Source organism: Scytonema millei VB511283, from assembly GCF_000817735.3.
Taxonomy (GTDB): Bacteria; Cyanobacteriota; Cyanobacteriia; order Cyanobacteriales; family Chroococcidiopsidaceae; genus Chroococcidiopsis; species Chroococcidiopsis millei_B.
The window spans coordinates 445,832-465,400 of sequence record NZ_JTJC03000004.1 but is presented as its reverse complement, the minus strand read 5'-3'; the positions used below and the strand labels follow the sequence as shown (position 1 = coordinate 465,400).

Below are 19,569 nucleotides of genomic sequence, written 5' to 3'. Positions count from 1 at the left end.
TACCACAGGTCGCGCCAAGGGTAATTGTAGGAGTAGGCTAATTTAGGTATGGTCGGGGTAAATTTAACAGGCAGATCTGTGGTAGCTGAACTACAAGGATACTACCAATCGCAAACGAACCAGCGTTGGCTGGAAGTTTTGGTAGATTGTCCGGGAACGCAGGAGATATATACCTATAAGTTGCCAGCTCAATTGACGGTGCAGCCGGGAGATATTCTGAGCGTGCCGTTTGGAGCAAATCAAGTTGGAGCGATCGCCTTACGATTTGTAGAGCAGCCTCCTGTCGATCTATCCCCAGACAAAATTCGAGCTGTTGAGGATGTGGTGAGTCGCGGCTTTTTCCCACCTGCTTATTGGGAACTACTCAATCGAGTGGCAGCATACTACTACACTCCCTTGATTGCAGCAATTCGCGTTGCTTTGCCCCCTGGATTGTTAGGGCGATCGCAGCGTCGGATTAAACTAATTGGGGAAATCAAACCTGGTGTTGATGCGTTCTGCACTCCGGCGGCGAAAGAAATTTTGGCACTGCTGCAAGCTCAACCGAATAAGGACTACAGCTTTGTTTACCTGCAAAGACAAGTCAGGAATGCCTATCGGGGCGTGCGAGAATTGTTGCGCCTGTCGTTGGTAGAAAGTTATCTAGAACCACCCCGCCTGACACGCCCCAAGTTGCAAAAAGCGGTGACATTGGTAAGTACCGGGTTAGAACGAGATCTTACGTCTCGACAACAGGAAATTTTAGACGTGTTGCGACGGCAGGGCGGCGATATTTGGTTGAGCGAACTGTTACGACTGTGTAACGCTAGTCCTAGTACCCTCAAAACATTAGAACAGAAGGGCTATGTTGTCATTGAAGAACGGGAAATGCTGCGGCAAGAACAAGGAGTGTTGCAAGCAGCAGACGCGCCAAAAACACTGACAGCAGCTCAGTTACAAGCAGTAGAGGCAATTACTCAACTAGAAGGATGCGATCGCGTCTTATTGCATGGGGTGACGGGATCGGGTAAAACTGAAGTTTATCTACAGGCGATCGCGCCCATATTAAGTCAAGGTAAATCGGCTCTAGTTTTAGTACCAGAAATCGGTCTAACTCCCCAACTTACCGATCGTTTTCGCGCTCGCTTCGGTAGCAAAGTATGCGTCTACCATAGCGCCCTCTCAGATGGAGAAAGATACGATACCTGGCGACAAATGCTCTTAGGAGAACCCCAAGTTGTTATTGGTACTCGTTCTGCTATTTTTGCCCCCTTACCCCGTCTTGGCTTAATTATTTTAGACGAGGAACACGACAGCAGCTTTAAGCAAGATTCCCCCATTCCCACCTACCACGCCCGTACCGTCGCCCAGTGGCGCGCTGAATTAGAAAACTGTCCCTTAGTATTAGGTTCTGCAACCCCCTCGTTGGAAAGTTGGATAAGTGTCAGAAAACGGGAGTCGGGAGTCGGGAGTCGGGAGTCGGAGGAATTACCAACAACCGTCAACCATCAACCGTCAACCATCAACCGTCAACCGTCAACCATCAACCATCAACCAACACATTACCTCTCCTTACCAGAACGCATCCAATCCCGCCCCTTACCACCTGTAGAAGTGGTAGATATGCGTCAGGAGATTCAGGAGGGCAATCGCTCGATTTTCAGCCGTTCTCTGTCGGAGGCTTTGCAGCAGTTGCAAGCACGGGGACAGCAGGGAATTTTATTTATCCATCGGCGGGGACACAGTACGTTTGTTTCGTGTCGCAGTTGCGGTTACGTGCTGGAGTGTCCTGCTTGCGATGTGTCGTTGTCCTATCACCATGTAGAAGAGGGTGCACCGCAGTTGTTGCGGTGTCATTACTGCAATTACAGTCAATCTCATCCTCGTAATTGTCCCGAATGCGGTTCCCCTTATTTGAAATTTTTTGGTAGCGGGACGCAGCGGGTAGCGCAGGAAATTACGCGATTGTTTCCCCAATTGCGATTTATTCGGTTTGATAGCGATACAACTCGGACTAAAGGGGCGCACCGGACGCTGTTAACTCAGTTTGCCAACAGGGAGGCAGATTTATTAATTGGGACGCAAATGCTGACGAAAGGGTTAGATCTGCCCCAAGTTACTTTGATTGGTGTGGTAGCGGCGGATGGATTATTGCATTTACCCGATTACAGAGCCGCAGAACGGGCATTTCAAACTTTAACTCAGGTAGCGGGAAGGGCAGGACGGGGTGACGATCCTGGTAGAGTGATTTTACAAACCTACACTCCCGATCATCCGGTGATTCAAGCCGTACAGCAGCATGAATATGAAAGGTTTGTAGAAGCGGAGTTGCAACAGCGGGTGGCGTTGAATTATCCGCCTCACGGACGATTGATTTTGTTGCGTTTGAGTAGTGTTGAGGCAAGTGCGGTAGAAAATACAGCGCAAGCGATCGCATCCTATTTCAATAATTACATTACGCCTGGATGGGAAATTTTGGGACCAGCGCCAGCGAATATCTTGCGGGTAGCTAATCGTTACCGTTGGCAAATTCTGCTCAAAATTGCCCCAGATTTGCAACCAGTATTACCCGATTGGCAGCAGGTGCGATCGCTTTGTCCTCATAATGTGAGTTTGACCATCGATGTCGATCCGCTCAATTTGATGTAGAGAGGTTTAGGAGAAGACAACTTTCGCTTTTTCGGCTCCAAGATTGGATTAATAACCTTATAACAAAACCTCAATCGAGCTTAAAAGTTCTGAAAGTTTATTTTGAACTACATCCCATACAACCTCAAAATCAAGCTGATCGTATTTGTGGACAATGAAATCTCGCATTCCCGCCATTTCTCGCCAAGGAATTTCTGGATGTTGCTGACGAAATGGCTGAGATAGTCGTTTGGTTGCTTCGCCGATAATCGTAATTTGATAGAGTATTGCAGACAACTTTTCATCATTAGTTTCTAGTTCGGCTCGACCGACGCTATCTGTATAGCGCAAAATGCGTCTGATGGCGTTGGCGATGTCAATGAGAGATTCTCGATCGCGCGACATAGATAGTTTGTGCTGATTCTAAAATGTTTTTACGTCTCAACCAATTTTCACTGCGCTCGATCGCCGCTTTAACGATTAAGTCTACTTTTCGATTAAAAATTCCTTGGAGTTGATCGCGCATTTGCATGGTTTCGGTTAACCCACGTTTTGCGGTTGGAGAAAAAGCGATCAAAATATCAATGTCGCTGTCGGGGCGGAAATCATCTCGGAGAACGGAACCAAATAGGGCTAATTCTGCTACCTGCCATTGTTCGCAAAAGTCTCGAATTTTCTCCATCGGCAGTTCTATTGCAGTGATGGTCATGTTAGTTTTACTCCCAAGATTTCAAGTCGCTGGTTCATCCAGGCGATCGCTGTTGCTTCATCAGTTTCAATTGCCCGCTCTACTCCTGTTTTAGCAATTGGGCGATCGCTTCTAGTTACTAAATTTTTTTGCTTTTTTTTAAGTTTCAAGCAATACACAGTTATGTGTCATAAAAATAACATCAATGGCAATTTTTACATCAACTCGATCGCTGTTTTTTGTATATAACTATGTGAAGGATCGAACTATGAGCTAGCTCAGAGATGCCATCGAGCAGGTTTGTCAAACTCAAAGTACGACCGAGATGAAGGTTGCGAGTGCGAATGTGGGTTGAACTGAGTTCGACTGGCACGATTCGATTTGCAATCGGCGTTCTTCTATTTGTATTTGGAGGTGCGGCAATGACTGATTCTATAGCAGTGAGTGGCGATCGCGCCACAACTGGAGGGCGATCGCTCAGCCTACCTGCCTGGTTAGTACTCATCTGCATCATTGCCTTTACAACCTTGCTAGCTGCCGGAGCAGCGATCTGGAAAAATGCCCCACCCGTCCCCGATGTGCTGCAATCCCCGCAACAAGAAATTATCCTGACGCGAGCCGAGATACAAGCGGGACAAGAAATCTATCTGGCACGCGGCGGGCAACACATTGGCAGTATTTGGGGACATGGCAGCTATCTCGCGCCCGATTGGACGGCTGACGTGCTGCATCGCTGGGGATTAAGCACTGCTGGTGTCCTCTATAACGGTCAACCAGATTTTTCTCAAGCAGACTTGGAGGCTTTACCCGCTCCCGAAAGAGCCAGCTTGGAAGCAAGGGTAAGCGAGCAGTTCAAGACTAACCGCTACGATCCCCAAACCCGCACGCTGCTCCTGACGGATGCTCAAACTCAAGGCTTAAAACAAGTTTTTCAAGATTATCAGCCACTTTTAGCGCATGGTTCTGCCGTTCACTCTATTCCTGATGGCTGGTTCAAAGACGATACTCAAATTCACAATGTCACTGGCTTCTTTGCCTGGACTGCTTGGGCAGCTTCTGCCAATCGCCCCAATGCTCCTTTCTCCTATACGGCGAATTGGCCTGCCGATCGCCTGATTGGTAATCAAGCCCCAGGACAGTTTATCACCTGGTCGATCCTATCGGTGGTGGTTCTGATTGCCGGTATTGGCGTGTTTCTATTTATCTACCTGACGCAAGAAGAAACAGATGAAGTCCAGCCCGTTCCGGCTCGTCCAGCCGTCCGCATTCCTACGCCCAGCCAGAAAGTAACCTCGCTATTTTTTGGCGTGGCGATGACATTGTTTCTGGTGCAAATTTTAATGGGGATGTTTACCGCGCACTATGCCGTGGAAGGGGAAGGATTTTACGGTATTCCCTTGATGCAATTCCTCCCTTACGCCGCTTCGCGCACCTGGCATTTGCAACTCGCTCTATTTTGGATTGCCACCTGTTGGTTAGCAGCTGGATTGTATTTTGCGCCTCGGTTCGGTCAGTACGAACCCAAGCATCAAGCCTTGGGTAATACCGTGCTGCTGGGAGCATTAGCGATCGTGGTAGTCGGCTCGATCGTTGGCACTTGGCAAGCCGTGACAGGCGTGCTAGACGTAAAAGATAGCTTCCTGTGGGGACACCAGGGCTACGAGTATATTGAATTAGGGCGAGTTTGGCAACTGCTGTTAATTGGCAGCATGGTTTTTTGGTTGTGGCTGCTGTACCGTGCCTTCAAGCCTGCCCTGAAACAGGAAAAAACTCCGACGGGGTTAAGTCACTTTTTCCTCTACAGTGCGATTACGATTCCCTTGTTCTATTCAGTAGGGTTAGCCTACACTAATCACACATCCCTGAGCATTGCAGAGTATTGGCGCTGGTGGGTGATTCACCTCTGGGTAGAAGGCTTCTTCGAGGTGTTTGCAACAGTGGTAATTGCCTATTTGTGTAGCGAACTGGGATTTCTCAAGAAATCTTCGGCATTACGTGCCACTTATCTTACCACAATTCTGTACTTGGGCAGTGGGGTAATCGGCACTTTGCACCATTTGTACTTCTCCGGTACGCCGTCGTTTATTGCCGCGATGGGAGCGGTGTTTTCGGCGCTGGAAGTCGTACCCCTGACACTGATTGGCTTTGAAGTCTTAAAGACCCTGAAACTGTCTCAGGAAGCCGAAGGGTTTTACCGTTGGCCCCTACGCTTTTTTATTGCCACCTGTTTCTGGAATTTAGTCGGTGCGGGAGTGTTTGGCTTTTTAATTAACCCGCCGATTGTCTTGTATTACTCTCAAGGACTGAATACGACTCCAATTCACGCCCATTCTGCTTTGTTTGGCGTGTATGGTTGTTTAGCTTTAGCGCTGATGTTGTTTGCCTTGCGGGAATTTGTGCCAGAGCAGGCTTGGAACGAGCGGCTCTTGCGTTTTAGCTTCTGGACGATTAATGGCGGTTTAGTTGGAATGCTGGTTTTAGGGCTAATTCCCAACGGTTTCTACCAATTGGCGCAGTCGATCGAACATGGCACTTGGTATGCTCGTAGTGCTGAGGTGATTAGTAGCCCGTGGATGCGATGGACTGTATGGTTGCGGATTCCAGGCGATATTATTTTTGCGATCGGTGCGTTGACAATGTTTGCGTTCACGGTGAGAGCGATCGTTGCTGTCTTTCGCTTTCCGGTCAAAACGACACCACCGGAGTTACCAAAGGCGATCGCGGCTCGTAGCACGGAGTTTTAGGATTTAGCTCAAACGATCGCTAAGACATCACTGAGAACGACAGGGGTAAAGCGACTGTAAAGGTCGTTCCCTGTCCCAGTTCGCTGTTGACAAAAATCTTGCCTGAGTGCTGCGTCGTAATTGTCTTGGCGATAGCTAAACCCAAGCCATAGCCGCGTGAATGATAGGAGCGAGCCTCATCTGCCTGCCAAAAGGGATCGAAAATTCGATCCATATTTTCTGTTGCAATGCCAATTCCAGTATCTCGCACGTCAACCTGGACCTGCGTGCCTTGAGTGCGCGCTGTCACCCAGATCTGCCCGCCCTTTGGAGTGTATTGAATTGCATTGGCAATTAAGTTAGAGAACAATCGATTGATGTGAGCGATGTCCCCCAATATATATAATCCTGAAGTTAAATCTGATGTCAGGAGAATTTCTTTTGCTTGAGCCTGGGGTTCAAAGGACTCGACTAAACTTTTTAATGTTGGCTCTAGATCTAAAGGGGCTTTTGCTGAGTGGGGTATCTGTTGAGTTTGGTCGGAGCGGGCGAGAAAGAGTAAATCCTCAATTAGATTTGTCATTTGATCGGCAGCCCAGGCGATCGCTGCGATTCTTTTCTTGTCCGCAGCATGAATTCGCTCTGGATGATTCAAAATTAGACCGATATTACTTTTAATCACTGTCAACGGACTTCTCAGTTCGTGAGAAGCGTTGGCAGTAAACCATTTGACTCGCATCAGACTTTGTTCGATGGGTTGCACCGTTTGGCGCGTCAGCCAATATCCGCCTAGTCCACATAACCCCAGCTCTGTGAGCAAACCGAGACTCAACCGCCAGCGCCACTTTTCTAGCAGCTCATCCACCGTTCTGAGAGATTTACTGACTCGAACATATCCCTGCAATTCTCCTGCTCTTTGAATCTCAGGGCTACGAACGGCGATCGTCAACTGGCGTAACTGCCCAATTTGCTGCACCGAGTCAGACACTTGGGGTGGCAGCGACGATCTACGCCTTCCCTGTGTTGCCAAGGGTTTACCATTAGCATCGAACCATTCCAATGTCACGCCGCGAATTTCTAAATCTTCCCAAATATCATCATTCAAATCGACTTGAGGATGCTTCTGCTTGCTCAGACTCAAGGCTGCAATTCTTGCCATCGCCGTCAGTTGCTGGTCTAAATCCCAGTAGAGACTGCGAGCAAATAGCCAATAGGTCACTCCTGCAAACGCACCTAATAGCACTGCCATAATCGCCAAATACGTGCCAAATAAGCGGTATCTGAGAGCTTTTGAATTCACGATCGCTCCTTGAGGCGATAACCCAAGCCGTGGACTGTTTGGATTGCGTCTTTCGGGACTCCTACATTTGTCAGCTTGTGGCGCAAGCGCTTAATGTGCGCTCTCACGACTTCTTCATTCGGCGAATCTTCTAATGCCCAGAGGCGATCCAAAAGCTCAGCTTGGCTGAAGATCCGCTGGCGATTGCGCAAAAACAACTCCAGCATTTGATATTCTTTGGAGGTGACATTAACTGCTTGAGAGCCATAGGTGACAGCTAAGGTGCTGGGATCTAACTTTAACTCTCCCCAACTGAGAATCGGTTGTCGCCCCGGGCTATCTCGACGTAACAAGGCGCGGATGCGAGCTGCTAATTCGTTAACATCAAAAGGTTTGATCACGTAATCATCAGCCCCACTATCCAAACCGACAATCTTATCAGCAGAGGAGTCCCGTGCCGTGAGCATCAGAATTGGTTTTCCATAACCAGAACTCCGCAGACGTTTGCAGAGGCTAATGCCATCTAGTTTAGGTAGCATCAGATCTAACAAAATTAAGTCGTAGTCGAAAGCCTCCGCCTGTTGCCAACCAACTTCTCCATCAAGGGCAATATCTACGACATAATGCTGGTCTTGCAGCACGTCTGCTAGTGTCTCCGCAATCAGTTCGTTATCCTCGACTACTAAAATACGCATCGTTTCGATCTCGATCGCATTTAAGTTTCACAAATTAGTCACATTCGTTGCCTATGCTTACGTTATAGCTGAATCTTAGAACTTGGCTAACGAATAATAAAAATTATTTCGGCTTGGAGTTACGTAATGCTGAGCGAAATTACCTTAAATCAAACCTTATCCGAGCAAACGAGCGCAATTACTTTAAATCCCACCTTATCCGAGCCAACGGCTGAATGCAATGTCCGTGAATGTCTCATCGATCGCTATGAGATTGACTGCTATCCCTACGCGACTCGGGGAGTTTTGTTTGGAATTCTCTTCGGGAGTCTGTTTTGGGGGGCGATCGCAGGTGCCTTCATGCTATTACTGTAAAATATCTTGAACTTGACTAACTCGCTGGCGATCGCGGGAACTCAAAAGCGAGAACAGCTACTTTCTGTGTTGTTGCAAGTCAAAAATTACCTTTTTCAGATACCACTCTCCCAATCTTTCAGGGTTTGCTGTCTTTAATACTTTTAAAAACAGACTTTAATGCATCAATTAAGGTGGGCAACGCCCACCCTACTAATAAATAAATATTACTGATAACTGATAACTGATAACTGGTCACTGGTCACTAGTCACTGATATATGTTGCTGGCGTTGGTGAATTCTTTCTGGCGAACCCGTAGGGATGGAAGCGATTAATCTGCGCGTGTATTCTTGTTGCGGTTGGGAGTAAATTGTTTCAGCACTCCCTTGTTCGACAAGTTGTCCTTGATTCATCACCAAAATGCGATCGCTCATGAATTTCACCACGCTCAGATCGTGCGAAATAAAAATATAAGTGAGCTTTAATTCTTGTTGTAATTCTTTTAAAAGATTGAGTACCTGTGCTTGTACCGACACATCTAACGAGGAAACAGATTCATCGCAGATAATAAATTTAACTTCAGGATAAAGCGCCAGCGCTCTAGCAATACAAATTCGCTGCCGTTGTCCGCCAGAAAATTCATGGGGATAGCGGTTCATCAATTTAGGTTCTATCCCAACTTTAGCTAAAAATTCTGCGGCTCTTTCTCGTCGCTGTCTCGTTGTCTTACTAGTGCCATGAATCCACATTGGTTCCATCACTGCCTCGCCAATCTTCATCCGAGGATCGAGAGAACTATATGGATTTTGAAACACAATTTGCATTTCTCGGCGAAGTCGCTGTAACTGTTCGCCTTTGAGAGTGGTAACGTCTTTCCCGGCAAAAAAGATTTTCCCACCAATCGGTTGAATCAGCCTTAAAATCGTTCTACCCAAAGTTGTTTTGCCGCAACCAGATTCACCGACTAATCCCAAAGTTTCTCCTGGATAAACTTGAAACTCAACGCCATTGACTGCCATGAAATAGCGCTTCGTTTGACCGAAACCTCCACGCATGGGAAAGCCAACTTGAAGATTTTTGACTTCTAATAGAGGTGGCTGTTGTTGTAATTGCTCTAACCGCTGGTGAGTGGCTTCTGATGGAATTAATGCGGGATATTGCGGTTGTTTTGACTCAATTTCCAATTCTCCCGTAGGGGTTTCGCTTACCGTCATGAAGTCGGTAACTGTCAGGAGTTTTTGCGGTCGGGAATTTAGCGCCGGACGACAGGCTAATAAGCCTTTCGTGTAAGGGTGTTGGGGTTGGGAAAAAATTTGCTCTACCGAACCGTATTCGACAATTTTCCCCTTGTACATCACCGCGATCGCATCGGCAATTTCTGCCACCAATCCCAAGTCATGGGTAATAAACATCATGGACATCTGACGGCGATCGCGCAATTCCCGCAACAAGTCCATAATCGTCGCTTGTACGGTCACGTCTAGGGCTGTGGTAGGCTCGTCAGCAATCAAAATGGCGGGATTGCAGGAAATTGCCATTGCAATTGTCACCCGCTGTAATTGCCCTCCTGATAGCTCGTGGGGATAGCGATCGAGTATGGCAAGTTTTTGTTGGTTGACCCAAGTTTGAATTTGGCGTGCCGATGCATTTGGCTGCTTGACGGTGGCGAAATATTTCTGTTGTAACTCTTCGTCACTGGGTAAAAGTTTCACTTCCTGCAACCGCGCAGTCGCTTGACGACGGGCTTCAGCTTGAGATACGTTTTGGTGCAAGCGAATGGCTTCAGTTAGTTGAAACCCAATTGTAAAGACTGGGTTGAGGGCGCTCATTGGCTCTTGAAACACCATTGCCAAGCGATCGCCTCGATATTTCTGCATCTGGGCAGGAGATAGTTGCAATAAATCTACTGCCTGCCCGTCTGCTGTCCAAAATTTGATTTGCCCCCGCGTCACCTTTCCAGGAGTCGGAATCAGTCTCATCATTGCCAGAGAAGTGACTGACTTACCCGAACCCGATTCCCCAACAATTCCCAGCGTTTGTCCCCGCTTCAGTTCAAACGAAATTCCGTTAACAGCTTTGATGAGTCTATTGTCATCTGTAGCAAACTCTACCTGCAAATCGCGAACTGTGAGGACATCACTCATAGGAGTTAGCGGGATAAATTAACTGGATCTTAACAGCACCGATTGGGAATTAGTAGTTGACGGTTGACGGTTGACGGTCAACTGTCAACCGTCAACCATGAATTATTACCAGTTAAAACGGAATATCATCCTCATCGACTTCTACAGGTGGCTTAGGTGACTCTTGCGGTGCGGCGACGGCGACGGGGGCGGGTTGTCTTTCGACTGGCGCTGCAGCACGCGGCTGGGGCGCTGGTGGGGTATAGCTACTTGTTTCTTCCCGTTCGGTGGCGGAAGACGTGAGGTTAACACCATCCAGCTTGTGAATGCGTTGTGCGGTTAATTCAGCTCGTTTCTCTTTAAAACCCTCTTGTCGCTCTACAGTATTCATACCTAAACGACCTTCAATAATGACGCGATCGCCTTTGTGGTAGTTTTGCTGAATTTCGTCTGCCATTTTGCCCCAACCGACAACTCTTAGAGTCGCTGAGGGGTCTTCTGCCCTTAGCCCAGGAATACTAACCATCATTTCGGCGATCGCCAGCAGGTTGTCATTATTGACGTGACGTAATTGCGGCTCTTCTTTAATTTCTGCCATTAAAATACAGCTGTTCATGTCTTCGTCTCCTTTGTGTAGGGTGTAGGGAGTCGGGATTGGCAGTTGAAAATTAACGGTTAACCGTCAATTTTCAACTCCCTTCATCCTTTATACTTCATCCCTATCTTGCCTCTAGTCCTTCCAGAGATGAGACGGATGGCTCCACTCCTTGTTCTTGTTCTACGAACTCTTGAACGCGGTGACGGTATTCCCGCAAGGATTCATCTATCCAATCTCGATCGTTACTATTTGCGAACAAATGTACCACTGGTTCCCCTGCATCTGGCAAGATCAAAATCCAATTATCTTCATGGCGATCGAGAATCTTTACACCGTCGGTCAGTTCGAGTCTTTCTGCTGGATGGGTTTCGACGAGATGACGCATCAACGCCCCCTTGACCGTCCACGGACACCGGACTGTATATGACTTGTGGTAGACGCGGGGGAGTTCGGTGCGAATAGCGGCAAGCGATCGCTCTTGAATGGTCAACATTTCGATCAGCTTGGCGATGCAGAACATCCCGTCAAACCCTGGATGCAATTGCGGGAAAATAAAGCCTGTTTCTCCACTTCCGCCTAAAACTACGTTTGGCGTGCGACGGCATTCTTCCATCAAGGCGGTGGGGTTTGCCTTGGTACGAATGATTTTCGCATCGTGGCGACGGGCAATTTGCTCTACAGCGCTAGAAACGTGAACGGGTACGACGACAGTGCCTCTGGGGTGTGCTGTCAGCATCATGTTGACCATCAAAGCCGTCAGCATTTCGCCCCGAATGGGGATACCTGCTTCATCTACTAAGGTCATTTGTTCGCCATTCGCCGACACCTGCACGCCGAAGTTAGCTTTGAGTGCTTCGACGACATGACCCAATTGCATCAGTAATGCTTCTTTCTCTACGGCACTGACAGCGGTTGGTTTGAGGCTAGCATTTAACACCACTGCATCGCAGCCAAATTTAGCTAACATTTGCGGTAGGACTGCCCCAGTAACTGCATAAGAGTAGTCGATCACGACTTTAGAGTTACTGTGACGTACCGCTTCGACATTGAGGTGCTGCTCGAATGCCGTGCAGTAGGTAGATACCATTTGGGTTGGATAGACGACATTACCAATTTCGTGAATTTGCACGCGCCGCAGGTCTTCTTTAAAATAAGCCCCTTCAATTTTCTTTTCTAGAGCTTTAGAAATATTGATGCCTTTGGGGTCGATAAATTCAATCAAAATGTAATCTGGGCGATCGGGATGCACTCTAACGTGAATGCCTCCAGACACTCCCATCGTTGAGATTACAGTCCGTGCCATTGGAATTGCGGTAGCATCAAGGTTTTGAATATTGATACCTACAGACATCAATCCTGCAATTAGCGATCGCGTGACCATGCGAGAAATACTGCGCTGGTCGCGGGAAACTGTCACCTGCGCTCCTGGTTTTAATGTCGAACCATAGGCGGCTCCCAGTTTGACGGCAAATTCGGGTGTAATGTCAATATTTGCCAATCCCGTCACGCCTCGCTGACCGAAGAGATTGCGCTGAGCGGTGTGACCCCAAATTAAGTTAATATTTAACGTCGCGCCCGATTCAATTTGCTTGCTGGGCCAAACTCTGACGCTGGAACTGATCAAGGCTTCTTCCCCTACGGTGGACAAGGAACCCACCACCGCACCTTCTAAAACGTGGGCGCGACGGTCTACCCGCGTACCGCGAGAAATAACGCAGGCTCTCAAGTGCGCCTCGTCTCCAATCAGCGCTCCATTCCAGACAATCGGGCGCTTCAGGTTGGCATCAGCGCCAACGGTAACGTTGTCGCCAATGACCGTACCCGCAGAAATTTGGACTCTGGCTCCAATGCGGCAATTATCACCGATTAAACAAGGGGCTTCTAGGCTGGCAGTCGGATCGATGTGAGTATTTTGTCCGATCCAAATTCCTGAAGACCTCTCCTCGTAAGCATAGTCGAGTTTAACTTTGCGATCGAGTGCGTCGTACTGGCTTTCTCGATAGGCATCTAAGTGACCGACATCGCACCAGTAGCCTTGAGCAATGTAACCATACATTGGCTCGTCTTTTTCCAGTAATAGGGGAAATAATTCTTTAGAAAAGTCGCTTTCTTGATTTTCTGGCAGATATTCCAATACTTCTGGTTCCAAAATATAAGTACCAGTATTTACCGTGTCGGAAAAAATTTCACTGGAAGAAGGTTTTTCTAAAAAGCGGCGGATGCGTTGCGATTCATCTGTAATTACTACACCAAATTCAATTGGGTTGGGAACGCGGGTTAAAACTACAGTGGCTTTCGATTTTTTCTGTTTGTGAAATTCTATGGCGGCGGTGAGGTCGAAATCCGTAATGCTATCACCGCTAATCACTAAAAACGTGCGATCGAGCAATTCGGCGATATTTTTGACGCAGCCTGCTGTCCCTAGCGGCTGATCTTCCTCAACGGCATAAGTCATCTGTACGCCAAAGTCGCTACCATCTTGAAAGTAGTCGCGCATTACGTCAGGTAAGTAGTGTAGGGTGGCAATCACTTCTGTAATCTGATGCCGTTTGAGCAGATTAATAATATGTTCTGCGATCGGTCGATTCAGCACTGGAACCATCGGTTTGGGAAGATCGCAAGTCAGCGGTCGAAGCCGCGTTCCAGATCCTCCAGCCATCAGTACTGCGCGCATAATTCCTCCTTAGATGTTCCACCTTAATGGTGTAAAGCCAACACTTCGAGCAACGCTAGTCTCTATCTAGTTTCCTATGTCTCTCCCACTTGCGGCACTCCCACAGGTTACATCCCACCAACAAGCTCGATGGATTCTACCTACCACGCTTTCCAACTAATCATGCTACGGGCATTCAAGCAACTGCATTGGCACTAGAAGCGGTATCAATTGTGTCAGCTAAACTGAGAGAAGGTGAGGAGCGAGGAGCGAGGAGCTAGGGAGTGTGGGGAGTGTGGGGAGTGTGGGAGAGGAGAAATTACTAGTGACTAGTCACCAGCCACTAGTCACTGATAACTGATAACTGATAACTGACAACTGTAGAGGTAGATTCGGAATGAGTAGTTTAATTACTTTGTTATTAGTCTTAGCTTATGGCGGTGGTGTTTGGAAGTTCTGGACTGGGTTTCATCGAACTAACTTTTCTCGCTCTTTTACTAACAGGCTAACATTATCTCTACTGTGGCCTGCTTTGCTCGTGGCAAATAAGTCTTATCGCCAGAATTTTAGAAGAGCGCTGAAAGGATGAACAAGAGAGTTGAGGGAGCTGGGGAAGTTGGAGGAGAAATAATCCAAAATTCTCTTCACTCCTCACTCCTCGCTCCTCTGTGGCTCATTGGTGGAACGCAGGAAAGCGCTCAATTAGCTGAGGCGATCGCGTGGGCTAATTTGCCGTGTATAATTTCTGTCACAACGGAATCAGCTCGCGCGCTCTACCCCGATGCGGCTTGTTTGCAAGTGTGGGTGGGGCGTTTTACCTTATTGGAGATTGAGGCGTTCGTGCAACAGCAGCAGGTAGTTGGTGTGTTGGATGCATCACACCCTTATGCTGTGGAAATTTCTCAAGGTGCGATCGCGGTTTGTCAAAAGTTGGGAATTCCCTATTTGCGGTACGAGCGCCCTGTTTTGAGGCAGGGGGCAGGAAGCAGGGAGCAGGGGAGAATAATAAGATTAAATAGTTTTGAGTCTTTGCTGTCGGGGGACTACTTACAGGGACGACGGGTGTTATTGACTGTAGGTTATCGACCTCTGCATCTGTTTCAATCTTGGCAGGATAAGGCAACTTTATTTGCTCGCATTTTACCTAGTGAGATCGCATTGGAATCTGCTTTGAAGACTGGGTTTACTAACGATCGCTTAATTTGTCTGCGTCCACCAATTTCGTCTGAATTAGAGGCGGCTTTGTGGCGACAATGGAATATTTCTGTAGTGGTGACTAAGGCTTCTGGTACGCCTGGGGGAGAGGATGTGAAGCGGACTGTGGCTGCTGAATTAGGGATCGATTTAATTGCGATCGCTCGTCCAACGGTTGAATATCCGCAGCAAACTAGCGATTTATCAGTGGCTCTAGATTTTTGCCGCATGTTATTTGGTAGTTGAGAATTGATAGCGGGCGATCGCAACTTTCTCAATTTTGTGACTTTTTTGTTGCAGTTCTGTCACTTTTTTGGGTTAAATTGTAGGCAAATCTGAATCAGATCTATTTAAAATGCGAACCAACGAGTGAAGGTTGTCATTAGTCATTAGTCATTAGTCAAAATGCAGTATCTCTATGCAATTTAGTAGAAGAATGCAGGGACAGCATAGCACTATAATCCTAATATTTGGGAGGAGTTTTCATGAATTCATCCATCTTTTTTGAAACTGCGCTTCAGATTTTAGTCATCGCTTATTTAATTTCAGTAGTGCTACTACTTGCAGCTTCTAAAATTGGTTTAGCAGTCATTGAAACTATTGAAGAAGCGCAAGACTAATGGTACATGTATATACCCAAACAACGCTCATTATACCCAAAACTACTTTTTTCTCTTTGAGAACTGATTCACTCTTGACTCGACAGTAAACTTTGGAATTTCTCGCAGTTCGGACTCGCTCAAACTATACTGCTCGCATACTAAGCTGAGGCGCTTTCCTGGTGTTTGCACGGGATTGACGGAATGGGTTAAATTGCCTTGAAAGTAAACTAAGGTATTGACTTGTGGTTTAATCTGTCCGACTTGGCGTTTGTCGCAGCGCAATACTAATTCTCCCCCTTGCATATCTGGTGGTAGCTGCACGTAGAGGACGCTGACCAAAGCGGGTGGTTCGATGGTTTTACAATAGGAACGTAGGGAGCGATCGATATGGGGATCGACGCGGGAGCCTGCGGTGAGGAGTAAGGGATTGAGGTAAAAAGCATTACAATCCGATCGCAGAGCTAAATTAATATATGGTTTAAAGTAGGGAAATTTTTGTTCTACTTCTGCTATTCCAGCACGCTGAAATACTACAGAAAATCCTTTGGTTCCTACGAAGTCACGGTTGAGGTTGTTGGTAGTAAAGTAGGGACACGCTTGAATTTCTCCCCATAAGTCGTTGAGGTAGTTGCTGGGGAAGCACGATGGTTGTTGGTGGTAGTATTTCATTAGATAGGGAGCAGGGAGCAGGGAGCAGGGAAGAATAAAAAACTTTTTTGCCTATACCCAATGTGTGGAGACAATGCCCAAAGTTAGCTGGGACGAAATACGCGATCGAACGGTTGCTTGCGGTAGCGTCTGTAAATATCGAAGTCTGCGTCTAAGGTAGCGATCGCACTAATGTCCAGCCGCTCGGAAATAGCAACTAGAGCCAGATCTACAAAATCTGGATTGATATCTATATATTGTCTGTTTAGCTCAGCAATACGCGAAAAGTCTTGGTTCTGTAAGTGTTCGCAGTTGAATATTCCTTTACTAATATGAATCGAAAACTCATTTTGTACTCGCCAGTCGGCGGCTAGCAAGTGCATGGCTTCAGTGACGCAAGCAACCGTAGTGACTACTTGACTGGTGCAAAGCTCGAAAAATCTCTGCACTTGAGCATGATATTTATCATCGGCACTATAGTAGGCAACTATCATCCCTGTATCCATCAGAATTATGGGATGGTATTTGGTCAAAGCTATAAAGCTCATGACTCTGTTGCTGTCACCTCACTTTTATGTTCCGTGCTTTCACGATCTGCTTGTGCTTGCAAACGAGCAGCGATCGCTTTTTTGCGGTTTGAGCGTTCGGACAAGTTAGGATCGGCTCCTTGAAGTAGATGCTGGGGATGTCCTCCCATTCTTGCTACTAGAGTTTGACCAGCTTGTAAACTCAACCAGCGATCGTTGATTAAGCGCCTGATTAATTCGCTTTTATCTGTTTTCTCGTGCGCTACGATATCGGCGAGGTGTGCTTCTGTTTCTGCATCTAGTCGCACAGCTATTAGTCCCATATTCGTACTCCTGTTTGTTATACAAGTATAACGCAAGCGATCGCACCTGGATGCGATGTTTTGGATCTTGAGTCGAGCACAACTACATCATACACATACCTAAATAGCGAATGAAATACCCAAAAGCTAAAGTGTAAGGAGAAAACCTGATATGGAACTATTGATTCGAGAAGTCCAAGTTGATGATGCTGAGGCTATAGTTAGTATTCTCAATCCAATTATTCAAGCTGGAATTTACACTGCGTTTGATACACCCTTTACGGTAGAGGCTGAACGAGAATATATTTTGAACTTTCCTCAGCGTGGAGTGTTTCATGTGGCAATATGCGATGGTCGCGAAGCGAACCGCCTACGGCATCGCGATCGCCAGGTGGTAGGGTTTCAAAGTATGGAACCGTTTGCTACATACACCCATGCTTTCGACCATGTAGGCGTACTGGGAACTTATGTAGATCTGTCATATCGCAGACAAGGTATTGCTAGGAGGCTATTCACAGCCATGTTTGAGACTGCGCGTTTGAAGGGATACGAGAAACTATTCACCTTTATCCGTGCAGATAATCCAGCTGCTTTGACGACATATCTCAACCAAGGTTTTCAGATTGTTGGTACAGCAAAAACACACGCCAAGATCGATCGAACGTATGTAGACGAAATTATTGTCGAACGCTTTTTGTAGAAATTGAGCGGTGGTGTGAATTATCGACCTTCAGGCGATCGCCCTATTGCATGACTACATTTATTTTATACCTAAAATATGATATGTATACCTGTTTATTTAACCTGAAGCGTAAATTTGATACTCTGAACTTGAGTAGAATTCAGTTTTATAGTTATGTCACTACAACTGAAGGTTCCTAGTATTGTTTGCGAAGGCTGTGCGGAAACTATTACTAAGGCGGTTAAATCCGTAAATGCAGATGCTCAAGTTGATGTGGATATTTCAGCTAAGACTGTTAAAGTGGAAGGCGCACAGTCTGAAGAGTCTATCAAACAAGCTATTACGGCTACTGGTCACACGGTAGAGTAGAATCGACAAATTCTAGAATGTGTTGTGCTGTAATTTGTGGCTGTTCTAGGTGAGGGACGTGTCCGCAATCCTTAATCCAAATCAGTTGACTTTGGGCGATCGCGCGTTTAAATCTATAAGCATCGGTAGTACCCAAGATGCGATCGTCTTTCCCCCACAATATTAATGTTGGCGATCGAATTTGGCTAAGTCTGTTTTTAAAGGAACTATACCCGCCACTTTTAGTAAAAGCAATTAACCCCTGACTCCACTGAGAGCATTCTAAATGCAGCGCGGCACAAACTTGAGCGTCAATGGAAGCAAGAGTTTTATTTTTATAAGCAGCACGACTAATACTATGACGAATCTTCGGATTGCGCAAGAATTCAGTTGCTAAACGATCCAGTGGTGGAAACATATATTTACTCATCACCGAACCACCAGCTACCCCTGCACTATCGATTAGAACTAACTTTTTCACCGCATCTGGATATGTCAGCGTGAAGTCTATGGCTGCTGCGCCTCCCATCGACGCGCCAACTAAAATTACAGGCTTTTGAATCAGAGTTTTCCAGAAATAATATAGATGAGTCTTAATCGTCTCGGGAGTCATCTTAACTCCTGCAACTCTATCAGTAAATCCAAAGCCGAATAAATCTACTGCCCAAGTTTCGTGATGAGCTGCTAATAGTGGTAATAATCGACGAAACTCTAATACGGAACTATCGAAGCCGTGAATTAATAATATGGGGATTTCTCCACTACCTTGTCTGACGTATGTGGTGGCGATCGCATCTGGAGATAATGGAGTGGCGATCGCTTGTTGTTGTATATTCTGAGCTAAGGCGATCGATGTTGTTTCAGTTAGTTGGGTGACAAGCTGAGGTAGAAATTCGGCAAACATAGGTATCGACTTAATTTCAGCCTATACTAGTTTAATATACTTTGTATATCTATGCGGCTGTCAGAAAATGCGAAGTGCGATCGGTAAGTGGGGAAACTCTTTAGGGTTGAGAATACCCAAGCATATTGTTGAAGAACTATCCTTACAACTAAATGACGAAGTTGAGTGTCACGTTGAAAAAGGTAGATTAATTGTTGAAGTCGTACAAAAACGCAAATATACCTTAGAAGAGTTGCTTTCTCAAGAGATGGAACTCGAACCAGAAATTGATTGGGGTAAACCTATGGGTGAGGAAGCGTGGTAGAAGTTCCCCAGCGAGGTACGTTCATTTGGCTGAATTTTGCACCGCAATCTGGACGCGAACAAATGGGTAGAAGACCTGCTTTAGTTGTCAGTCATACGGCTTTTAACCGCAAGCGTGGCTTTGCATTCGTTTGTCCCATCAGTAATACTAAGCGAAAAAATCCTTTTTATGTGGCAATTCCAGAAGGATTAGCTGTAACTGGAGTTGTGATGTGCGACCAATTGCGATCGCTTGATTATCAAGTCAGAAATGCAGAGTTTTTGGGAGAGTGTCCTATTTCCCTACTAGAAGAAGTTTTACTCCGAATTCAACCGATTTTCTTGTAGAGGAGATTGGCAGAAGAGTTTTTGTGAATAAT

General features: G+C 46.5%; 22 protein-coding genes. 10 read left to right on the top strand and 12 right to left on the bottom strand.

Annotated features, from left to right (window positions below):
• The first annotated feature begins 48 nt into the window (after nt 1-48).
• On the top strand, nt 49-2,628 hold the full coding sequence (gene priA, locus QH73_RS17140; protein ID WP_039716987.1) for a primosomal protein N': 2,580 nt from the start codon (nt 49-51) through the stop codon (nt 2,626-2,628).
• 57 nt (nt 2,629-2,685) lie between these two features.
• Here priA and QH73_RS17135 read toward each other — a convergent pair whose 3' ends face one another.
• Genes QH73_RS17135 through QH73_RS17125 form a run of 3 tightly spaced genes read right to left on the bottom strand, consistent with a single transcriptional unit; the run spans nt 2,686 to nt 3,465 of the window.
• Nucleotides 2,686-3,012 (bottom strand): HepT-like ribonuclease domain-containing protein, encoded by a 327-nt coding sequence (locus QH73_RS17135; protein ID WP_039716988.1) that lies wholly within the window; start codon nt 3,010-3,012, stop codon nt 2,686-2,688.
• Nucleotides 2,984-3,316, bottom strand: coding sequence for a nucleotidyltransferase family protein (locus tag QH73_RS17130; protein WP_201278188.1), 333 nt, complete (start codon nt 3,314-3,316; stop codon nt 2,984-2,986). Before QH73_RS17130 ends, QH73_RS17135 begins: the two co-directional genes overlap by 29 nt.
• Entirely contained in the window at nt 3,313-3,465 is a 153-nt protein-coding gene (locus QH73_RS17125; protein WP_165587706.1) for a hypothetical protein, read from the bottom strand. Before QH73_RS17125 ends, QH73_RS17130 begins: the two co-directional genes overlap by 4 nt.
• 252 nt (nt 3,466-3,717) lie before the next feature.
• On the opposite strand from QH73_RS17125, the gene QH73_RS17120 reads away from it, so the two are divergent.
• The gene (locus tag QH73_RS17120; RefSeq protein WP_039717752.1) at nt 3,718-6,039 is read left to right on the top strand and encodes a nitric-oxide reductase large subunit; all 2,322 of its coding nucleotides are present in this window, start codon (nt 3,718-3,720) and stop codon (nt 6,037-6,039) included.
• A gap of 19 nt (nt 6,040-6,058) precedes the next feature.
• Here the strand turns inward: QH73_RS17120 and QH73_RS29200 are convergent, their stop codons facing one another.
• Together QH73_RS29200 and QH73_RS17110 are read right to left on the bottom strand one after the other, a co-directional pair.
• Nucleotides 6,059-7,318 carry a sensor histidine kinase gene (locus tag QH73_RS29200; protein ID WP_039716989.1) on the bottom strand — a complete coding sequence of 420 codons (1,260 nt, stop codon included), beginning with the start codon at nt 7,316-7,318 and terminating at the stop codon, nt 6,059-6,061.
• Nucleotides 7,315-7,992, bottom strand: a complete 678-nt coding sequence (locus QH73_RS17110; RefSeq protein WP_039716990.1) for a response regulator transcription factor — start codon at nt 7,990-7,992, stop codon at nt 7,315-7,317. Before QH73_RS17110 ends, QH73_RS29200 begins: the two co-directional genes overlap by 4 nt.
• 126 nt (nt 7,993-8,118) lie before the next feature.
• On the opposite strand from QH73_RS17110, the gene QH73_RS17105 reads away from it, so the two are divergent.
• Nucleotides 8,119-8,346, top strand: coding sequence for a hypothetical protein (locus QH73_RS17105; protein ID WP_039716991.1), 228 nt, complete (start codon nt 8,119-8,121; stop codon nt 8,344-8,346).
• 234 nt (nt 8,347-8,580) lie between these two features.
• Here the strand turns inward: QH73_RS17105 and QH73_RS17100 are convergent, their stop codons facing one another.
• The 3 genes from QH73_RS17100 to QH73_RS17090 all read right to left on the bottom strand — a co-directional run bounded on the left by QH73_RS17100 (nt 8,581) and on the right by QH73_RS17090 (nt 13,721).
• Entirely contained in the window at nt 8,581-10,470 is a 1,890-nt protein-coding gene (locus QH73_RS17100; RefSeq protein ID WP_039716992.1) for an ABC transporter ATP-binding protein, read from the bottom strand.
• Nucleotides 10,471-10,582: 112 nt separating this feature from the next.
• On the bottom strand, nt 10,583-11,065 hold the full coding sequence (locus tag QH73_RS17095) for a single-stranded DNA-binding protein (protein ID WP_039716993.1): 483 nt from the start codon (nt 11,063-11,065) through the stop codon (nt 10,583-10,585).
• A 103-nt stretch (nt 11,066-11,168) separates the two neighbouring features.
• Nucleotides 11,169-13,721 carry a mannose-1-phosphate guanyltransferase gene (locus QH73_RS17090; RefSeq protein ID WP_039716994.1) on the bottom strand — a complete coding sequence of 851 codons (2,553 nt, stop codon included), beginning with the start codon at nt 13,719-13,721 and terminating at the stop codon, nt 11,169-11,171.
• 376 nt (nt 13,722-14,097) lie between these two features.
• Between QH73_RS17090 and QH73_RS17085 the strand changes: the two genes are divergently transcribed.
• From QH73_RS17085 to QH73_RS28865, 3 genes are all read left to right on the top strand, one after another.
• Nucleotides 14,098-14,289 (top strand): hypothetical protein, encoded by a 192-nt coding sequence (locus QH73_RS17085; RefSeq protein ID WP_132867184.1) that lies wholly within the window; start codon nt 14,098-14,100, stop codon nt 14,287-14,289.
• Nucleotides 14,286-15,140: a cobalt-precorrin-6A reductase gene (locus QH73_RS17080; RefSeq protein ID WP_132867183.1), complete on the top strand. Its 855-nt coding sequence runs from the start codon at nt 14,286-14,288 to the stop codon at nt 15,138-15,140. The genes QH73_RS17085 and QH73_RS17080 overlap by 4 nt, the downstream gene beginning before the upstream one ends.
• Before the next feature lie 239 nt (nt 15,141-15,379).
• Entirely contained in the window at nt 15,380-15,514 is a 135-nt protein-coding gene (locus QH73_RS28865; RefSeq protein ID WP_039716995.1) for a hypothetical protein, read from the top strand.
• 42 nt (nt 15,515-15,556) lie between these two features.
• Here the strand turns inward: QH73_RS28865 and QH73_RS17075 are convergent, their stop codons facing one another.
• The 3 genes from QH73_RS17075 to QH73_RS17065 all read right to left on the bottom strand — a co-directional run bounded on the left by QH73_RS17075 (nt 15,557) and on the right by QH73_RS17065 (nt 16,994).
• A complete protein-coding gene (locus tag QH73_RS17075; protein ID WP_039716996.1) occupies nt 15,557-16,165 on the bottom strand; it encodes a 2OG-Fe(II) oxygenase in 609 nt (202 codons plus the stop codon).
• Between the two features lie 83 nt (nt 16,166-16,248).
• The gene (locus QH73_RS17070) at nt 16,249-16,692 is read right to left on the bottom strand and encodes a type II toxin-antitoxin system VapC family toxin (RefSeq protein WP_039716997.1); all 444 of its coding nucleotides are present in this window, start codon (nt 16,690-16,692) and stop codon (nt 16,249-16,251) included.
• The gene (locus tag QH73_RS17065; protein WP_039716998.1) at nt 16,689-16,994 is read right to left on the bottom strand and encodes a hypothetical protein; all 306 of its coding nucleotides are present in this window, start codon (nt 16,992-16,994) and stop codon (nt 16,689-16,691) included. Before QH73_RS17065 ends, QH73_RS17070 begins: the two co-directional genes overlap by 4 nt.
• A gap of 151 nt (nt 16,995-17,145) precedes the next feature.
• Here QH73_RS17065 and QH73_RS17060 point away from each other — a divergent pair, with 151 nt between their 5' ends.
• A complete protein-coding gene (locus QH73_RS17060; protein WP_039716999.1) occupies nt 17,146-17,673 on the top strand; it encodes a GNAT family N-acetyltransferase in 528 nt (175 codons plus the stop codon).
• 156 nt (nt 17,674-17,829) lie between these two features.
• Entirely contained in the window at nt 17,830-18,024 is a 195-nt protein-coding gene (locus QH73_RS17055; protein ID WP_039717000.1) for a heavy-metal-associated domain-containing protein, read from the top strand.
• Here the strand turns inward: QH73_RS17055 and QH73_RS17050 are convergent.
• Nucleotides 18,002-18,907: an alpha/beta fold hydrolase gene (locus QH73_RS17050; RefSeq protein WP_039717001.1), complete on the bottom strand. Its 906-nt coding sequence runs from the start codon at nt 18,905-18,907 to the stop codon at nt 18,002-18,004. The two genes, QH73_RS17055 and QH73_RS17050, sit on opposite strands and share 23 nt — an antisense overlap.
• Nucleotides 18,908-18,974: 67 nt before the next feature.
• Between QH73_RS17050 and QH73_RS17045 the strand changes: the two genes are divergently transcribed.
• Both QH73_RS17045 and QH73_RS17040 read left to right on the top strand, forming a co-directional pair.
• Nucleotides 18,975-19,211: an AbrB/MazE/SpoVT family DNA-binding domain-containing protein gene (locus QH73_RS17045; protein WP_039717002.1), complete on the top strand. Its 237-nt coding sequence runs from the start codon at nt 18,975-18,977 to the stop codon at nt 19,209-19,211.
• A complete protein-coding gene (locus tag QH73_RS17040) occupies nt 19,205-19,537 on the top strand; it encodes a type II toxin-antitoxin system PemK/MazF family toxin (protein ID WP_039717003.1) in 333 nt (110 codons plus the stop codon). Before QH73_RS17045 ends, QH73_RS17040 begins: the two co-directional genes overlap by 7 nt.
• Nucleotides 19,538-19,569 lie beyond the last annotated feature (32 nt).